This window comes from Methylobacter sp. Wu8, assembly GCF_036440755.1.
In the GTDB taxonomy this organism is placed as follows: domain Bacteria; phylum Pseudomonadota; class Gammaproteobacteria; order Methylococcales; family Methylomonadaceae; genus Methylobacter_A; species Methylobacter_A tundripaludum_A.
The window spans coordinates 38,532-44,531 of the sequence record NZ_JAZGVT010000060.1 but is presented as its reverse complement, the minus strand read 5'-3'; the positions used below and the strand labels follow the sequence as shown (position 1 = coordinate 44,531).

The following is a 6,000-nucleotide window of genomic DNA, read 5'->3' as shown; positions in this document are numbered from 1 at the left end:
TCAACCATCGCCCTCGAAAAACACTCAATTTTAAAACACCTCATGAGGTCTTTTTTCCTGAACAAGAGAGGGATGCCGCATGATTACTAGGATTGCACTTCGGAGTTGAATCCGCCTAAGATAACTTGTAACTAAATCATCGCCTTCGGCTGGAGCCCATGGCGCCTGCTCTTCAGCTTTAATCGGAACAAATGGCCCGGCTTTAGCTTCAAAGAACACTGTTCCATTTTTCAGTGCGAGGACCGTGTGAAAAATACCGTAAGGAATGTCAACGCCAACAGTCTTGCCGCCTGCTTCCAATGTTAGCTGTTGCTCAACGTTACCTGTTGAGTCGAAAACGATTAAGCCCAGTTTACCAGAAAGGCAAATTATAGTTTCCCCTTTGTTTGGGTCGTTATGCTTGTGTGGCCTGACATAGGAATTTGGCTCTATAGCATTCAATAATCGGTGCGCTTGAGCTTCACTGTTTTCATGAAAATTGCGGTTCTTACGACGGCGCGGGGACTCTATAGCCTCCAGACTAAGCTTTTGGAGCAGTTGCTGATCGAGGGGTGTAATCATACGTTTTGATCCTATCTTAATCTTCTCCGTGGATTAATTAAGATTCCAAAAATCAAAACTATATCATTTCTCGGCATCCACAGCTAATGCACTCACCTTGGGGTTTAGCGGCTTAAGCAATATTCAAAACATTTGTTCAAACGATAGTACCCGTCAGCTAATAACGGGCTATAAGCGCTAAGCGCTTAACAACAAATCGCCGTGCGTTTTTGTCAGACTCGTAATATGGTCTAAATGGAAGCGTATCAAATTCATTAGCAAATATGGACTTAGCTTCATTCAGGTCGCCATCCTCCGCGCAAAAATGTGCGGAGGATGGCGAAGCTCTAGCTTCGCGAGACGGGAAGTTAGAGCTTGGGAACGATAACACCGATGTGTGTTGTGTGCTTATTGGGCGTTCTACGAATACGTCGGCGCAAACGCCTGCTCAGGATTAGCCACCGGCCCGTCACCCTCCCAATACGGCGACAGCTTGCGCAAGGTTGCCACAATGCCGGGCATCACTTTCAATACCTCATCCACTTCATGCATCGTGTTATAGCGCGAAAACGAAAAGCGGATCGTGCCGTGCGCTGCGGTGTAAGGAATATCCATGGCCCGCATTACATGCGAAGGCTCCAAAGAGCCTGAAGTACACGCCGAACCGCTTGACGCCGCGATACCGGCTTTATTCAGCAGCATCAAAATCGACTCGCCTTCGATATATTCAAACGCGATGTCCGTGGTGTTGGGTAGGCGGTTGTACATGTCGCCAGTCACGAAACAATGCGGAATCTGTTCGGTAATGCCGCGTTCCAGGCGGTCGCGCATGGCTTTGACTTTGGTGTTTTCATATTCGATATGCGACAGCGCCAGTTCGCAAGCCTTGCCCAGGCCGACAATTGACGCGGTGTTTTCGGTTCCTGCCCGTCTGCCGCGCTCCTGATGTCCTCCGCGCAATAACGGACGATAACGGGTGCCGCGGCGCAGGTACAAAACGCCGATGCCTTTGGGCGCATGCAGCTTATGGCCGGACAAAGACAGCATGTCGATCTTGGTGTCCTGCAACATCATCGGAATCTTGCCGACCGCCTGCACCGCGTCGGTATGGAACATCACGCCTGCGGCATTGGCCAAAGCCGCCATTTCGACGACCGGGAAAATGGTGCCGGTTTCGTTATTGGCCCACATTACCGACACTATCGCCACCTGGTCGGACAACAGTTTTTTGTAGGATTCCAGGTTCAAGCGTCCGGCTTTATCGACCGGCATTCTGTGGATCGTGTAGCCTTCTTTTTCAAGGTAATCGCACAGGCTTAAAATCGCCGGATGCTCCACCGTGGTGGTGATGATTTCCTTTTTGTTCGGTTGCGCCTTGATCGCGGAAAGAATCGCCGTGGAATTGGATTCGGTGCCGCACGAGGTGAAAATGATTTCGGAGTCATGTTCGCAGCCGATCAAGGCTTGTACCTGTTGCCGGGCCTGTTTAAGGCCGCGCGCCACGCCATCGGCGAATTTGTGTATTGATGACGGATTGCCGTATTGCTCAAGGAAATAAGGAATCATCACATCGACCACCGCAGGATCGACTTTGGTGGTGGCGTTGTTATCCAGATAAATGTCAGTCATCACGCCACCTCAATATTGACTAATTTTTTCATTTCCGATGCCGGGACGACTTTAATAAATTCACCCATGACTTCCATCAGCCGTTGTTGAATGCCCGCGATCGTCATCGCCGCCATCTGGCAACCGTTACACGCGCCGGTCATGTTGACGTAAGCGGTGTTGCCGATGACTTCGACCAGTTCCACGTCGCCGCCGTCGGCCATCAACGAAGGTCTTAGCGACTCCAGCACTTCCTCGATTTTTTTGATGCGTTGTAGATTGGTCAGCGGCGCTTTAACGGCCGAGATTTTTGCCGGAGCTTCAACTGGGGCGGCGGTCGGATCGAATTTCTCGCCCTTTTCGGCCAGCACTTTTTCCAGGATCGCTTCGATGTCTTCATGGCAAGCCGCGCAGCCGCCGCCCGCTTTGGTGAAGTTGGTGACGTCTTCAACGGTGCGCAATTTATTGGCCCAGACCATTTCCTCGATCATCACCGCATCAATCGCGAAACATTTGCAAATCAATGCGCCTTCTTCATGATCGTCTTTCCACTCTTCGCCGCGATAATTGGCGATTGCCGCTTGCAGCGCTTCGCGTCCCATGACCGAACAGTGCATTTTTTCCGGCGGCAAACCTTCCAGGTGATCGGCGATATCCTGGTTGGTCACTTTTAACGCTTCATCCAGCGTCATGCCTTTGATGATTTCGGTCAGCACCGATGACGACGCAATCGCCGAACCGCAACCGAAAGTTTGAAAGCCCGCCTCAAGGATTACTTCGCTCTCATCATCGACCTTCAAGGTCAACCGCAACGCATCGCCGCAACTGATAGAGCCCACTTCGCCTGTCGCGTTGGCGTCAACGACCGCGCCCGCATTTTTCGGGTTGAAAAAATGTTCTTTAACTTTGTCTGAATAGTCCCACATGGCTTTTTCCTCGGATTGAGTTTACTGGTGCGTTAAGAAGTCTCTGCTTATGTCCTTCGGCAAGCTCAGGACGAACGGTCTGCGTTGATTCCGTTCGTGGCGAGCCATGAACGGAATCAACTTGTTCAGAGATTTCCTAAGAACAGGTTTTAGTTCCGGTACCTTCGGCACTGGTATTAAACGATGTGCCGCAAGCGCAACTTTTAGCCGCATTAGGGTTGGTAAACTTGAATCCCGAACCGTCGATGCTGTCGAGAAAATCGACCGACATGCCGTCCAGCATCGGCAAACTGGCCGGATCGATAAACACTTTCACCTCGCCGCAATCAATCACGGTATCCTCAGGCGTATGGCTGCCTTCGAGCTTCAAGCCGTATTGATAACCCGAGCAACCGCCGTCGGTGACTTCTATCCGCAGACCTGCCGTGGGCGTTTCCGAACTGGCAATAAAGCGGCCGACAGCGGTGATGGCCTTTTCTGTTAATGTAATCATTTTATGCACTCCTGAATGTATGGCATCGTTCTTGTTAATACCTAAAGCAACCTGTATGCCATATCATTATTTAGATAGTAATGGCTTGTTTAATAAGGCGTTAACAAAACATCCACACAATAAACAATGTATTATCAAACGGGTTTCAACCACATAACCAGCTGACAATGTAAGGTTTGCTACAAAACAAAGGAGATACGAAATGAACGTAGAAGATTTAGAGTTAGGCGACGTCGTTTATGCGGCAAAGACGATTACCGATGATGGCTCAATACCCGGAGGCAGCGAAGGTGAAATATTGGCCGAAGCCGGAACCCGCGGTGTCATTACCCTGATCGGGCATGTGGAAGAAGAGCCGGATCGCAGCGTTTTTCTGGTACGCTTTGAAGACAAGGATATGAATCTGGGCAACCCGATTGGCTGCTGGCTTGAAGATTTGGCTATGGAGCCTAAGTTGGTTAATTAATATAGCTATAGAAAATGGAACACAGATGCCAAAAGTAGGCGCCTCTAGGCGACACGGATTAAATGCTGATTAAAGCGCATAATAAACGGGGCTTCGGATTTCAAGAATCCGTTTAAAGTCGTCCGATCAGTATCATCCGTGTTCCATCAATTATAGTTAGCAGCCGCCAAGCAGTTACATGTAGATCGGACATGCAATGCTATCGATACCACACCCGTTCGCCCTGAGCTTGTCGAAGGGCATTTCGCGCTATGACTTGGATTTAACCCAATGAATAAACAAACCGAAACCGTCCTGAACTACCACAACCGCACCAAGCATAGCCTGGAGCGATACGCCAGAGGCCCTGAATCCATCGACTGGGAAGACCAACCCGATCAATTCCGGCGTTTTTCCGGTTGCGAGATTGTCACGCTGCCCTTACCCGGAACCGGACTTGAACCGTTGTTTGCCGACCTGGACACCCCGGAAACAATACCGGCAAAACCGTTAAATCTGTCTAATGCCGGTTTATTGCTGGAATTGGCCTTCGGCCTGTCGGCATGGAAACAATTCGGCCCCAGCCGCTGGGCATTGCGCTGCAATCCTTCCAGCGGCAACCTGCACCCGACTGAGGCTTACCTGATCAGCGCCGGGAATACCTTTATTAAATCAGGCGTTTACCACTATGTTAGTCACGATCACAGCCTTGAGCAGCGTTGTCGGTTTTCCGACAATTCCTTAGATTCCGGCATGCTGATCGGCTTGTCATCAATCCATTGGCGTGAGGCTTGGAAATACGGCGAAAGAGCCTTCCGCTATTGCCAGCATGACATAGGTCATGCCTTGGGAGCGTTGCAATACGCGGCGACGGCGCTGGGCTGGTCGGTTGAGTTGCTGACCGAATGGTCGGATGGCGACATCGCCAAGCTATTGGGACTTGACCGGGATGATTTTAAAAAGCAGGAACATGAATCCCCCGATATGATTTGCCGGATTCATACGCATGCCGACAGTAAGTCGTTAGATGCCAAGGCCCTGCTGGAAGCCGCGGTATCGGGAGACTGGTTCGGAAAAGCCGACAGCCTTTGCGCCTATCATATGTATAAATGGCCGGTCATCGATGAAGTCTCAGCCGCCGTAAGCAAACCGCGAACTGAAGAACCTGATTGGCAAACCACCCGACGACCGCCAAGGATGGCGGCCGAGACTGCTCCCGGCAGTCCTCGGCATTTCCTCCATCCACGGAGATCAGAAGTGTCGCAACCGGTAGGGAACCGGTGCGACCAGTCACTTATAAAATCCTCCTGCACCAAAACGGCAACGCAAATCATCCGCCAGCGCCGCAGCGCGCAGCAGTTTGACGGCAAAATGCCGCCGATGCCGCAGACCGATTTTTACCGGATGCTGGCCGCCGTTTTGCCGACCACAGCCGCATTTGAACTGTGGCGCTGGCCGCCGAAAATTCACCTGTTTATTTTTGTGCATCGGGTTGAAGGTTTAGCCCCCGGCATCTATGCGCTGCCGAGACATAACGATGCCCTTGAACCATTGCAGGCCGCAACCCTGGCTGATTTCGACTGGCAGAAAGTCTCCGAAGCTTTGCCGCTTTATCATCTGTATTCAGGCGATTGCCGGCAGATCGCCAAAACGCTGTCCTGCCATCAACCCATCGCCAGCGACAGCGCCTTCAGTATGGGAATGATTGCGGAATTTGGCGAAGTCATCGAAACGGAGCCGTGGCTATACCGCCGCCTGTTCTGGGAGTGCGGCCTGATAGGCCAAACGCTGTATCTGGAAGCCGAAGCGGCAAGTCTTCGCGGCACAGGAATCGGCTGTTACTTTGATGACAGCATGCATGAGCTTTTAGGCATCAAGAATGATGAATTCCAAAGCCTCTATCATTTTACCGTGGGCAAACCTTTGGAGGATAAACGGCTGGAAACGTTGCCGGCTTATGGGCATTTGGGCGATGTAGTGTAGGGTTG

General features: G+C 51.2%; 6 protein-coding genes. 2 read left to right on the top strand and 4 right to left on the bottom strand.

All coding sequences use genetic code 11. From position 1 onward, the window contains the following. Positions 1-30: 30 nt before the first annotated feature. The 4 genes from V3O24_RS09190 to V3O24_RS09175 all read right to left on the bottom strand — a co-directional run bounded on the left by V3O24_RS09190 (position 31) and on the right by V3O24_RS09175 (position 3,567). Positions 31-561 (bottom strand): WbuC family cupin fold metalloprotein, encoded by a 531-nt coding sequence (locus V3O24_RS09190; protein ID WP_331307026.1) that lies wholly within the window; start codon positions 559-561, stop codon positions 31-33. Between the two features lie 399 nt (positions 562-960). After that, the gene (gene nifS, locus V3O24_RS09185; protein WP_104424941.1) at positions 961-2,169 is read right to left on the bottom strand and encodes a cysteine desulfurase NifS; all 1,209 of its coding nucleotides are present in this window, start codon (positions 2,167-2,169) and stop codon (positions 961-963) included. After that, positions 2,169-3,074 carry a Fe-S cluster assembly protein NifU gene (nifU, locus tag V3O24_RS09180; RefSeq protein ID WP_331307025.1) on the bottom strand — a complete coding sequence of 302 codons (906 nt, stop codon included), beginning with the start codon at positions 3,072-3,074 and terminating at the stop codon, positions 2,169-2,171. Before nifU ends, nifS begins: the two co-directional genes overlap by 1 nt. A gap of 136 nt (positions 3,075-3,210) precedes the next feature. After that, positions 3,211-3,567, bottom strand: a complete 357-nt coding sequence (locus V3O24_RS09175; RefSeq protein WP_331307024.1) for an iron-sulfur cluster assembly accessory protein — start codon at positions 3,565-3,567, stop codon at positions 3,211-3,213. Positions 3,568-3,769: 202 nt separating this feature from the next. Here V3O24_RS09175 and V3O24_RS09170 point away from each other — a divergent pair, with 202 nt between their 5' ends. Both V3O24_RS09170 and V3O24_RS09165 read left to right on the top strand, forming a co-directional pair. After that, the gene (locus V3O24_RS09170) at positions 3,770-4,033 is read left to right on the top strand and encodes a nitrogen fixation protein NifZ (protein WP_104424944.1); all 264 of its coding nucleotides are present in this window, start codon (positions 3,770-3,772) and stop codon (positions 4,031-4,033) included. 270 nt (positions 4,034-4,303) lie between these two features. Then, a complete protein-coding gene (locus tag V3O24_RS09165; protein ID WP_331307023.1) occupies positions 4,304-5,995 on the top strand; it encodes a SagB/ThcOx family dehydrogenase in 1,692 nt (563 codons plus the stop codon). Positions 5,996-6,000 lie beyond the last annotated feature (5 nt).

Bases quoted from the DNA above. Each gene is read 5' to 3' on its own strand.
- nifS (WP_104424941.1), bottom strand. From the start codon at position 2,169: ATGACTGACATTTATCTGGATAACAACGCCACCACCAAAGTCGATCCT.
- nifU (WP_331307025.1), bottom strand. From the start codon at position 3,074: ATGTGGGACTATTCAGACAAAGTTAAAGAACATTTTTTCAACCCGAAA.
- V3O24_RS09165 (WP_331307023.1), top strand. From the start codon at position 4,304: ATGAATAAACAAACCGAAACCGTCCTGAACTACCACAACCGCACCAAG.
- V3O24_RS09175 (WP_331307024.1), bottom strand. From the start codon at position 3,567: ATGATTACATTAACAGAAAAGGCCATCACCGCTGTCGGCCGCTTTATT.
- V3O24_RS09170 (WP_104424944.1), top strand. From the start codon at position 3,770: ATGAACGTAGAAGATTTAGAGTTAGGCGACGTCGTTTATGCGGCAAAG.
- V3O24_RS09190 (WP_331307026.1), bottom strand. From the start codon at position 561: ATGATTACACCCCTCGATCAGCAACTGCTCCAAAAGCTTAGTCTGGAG.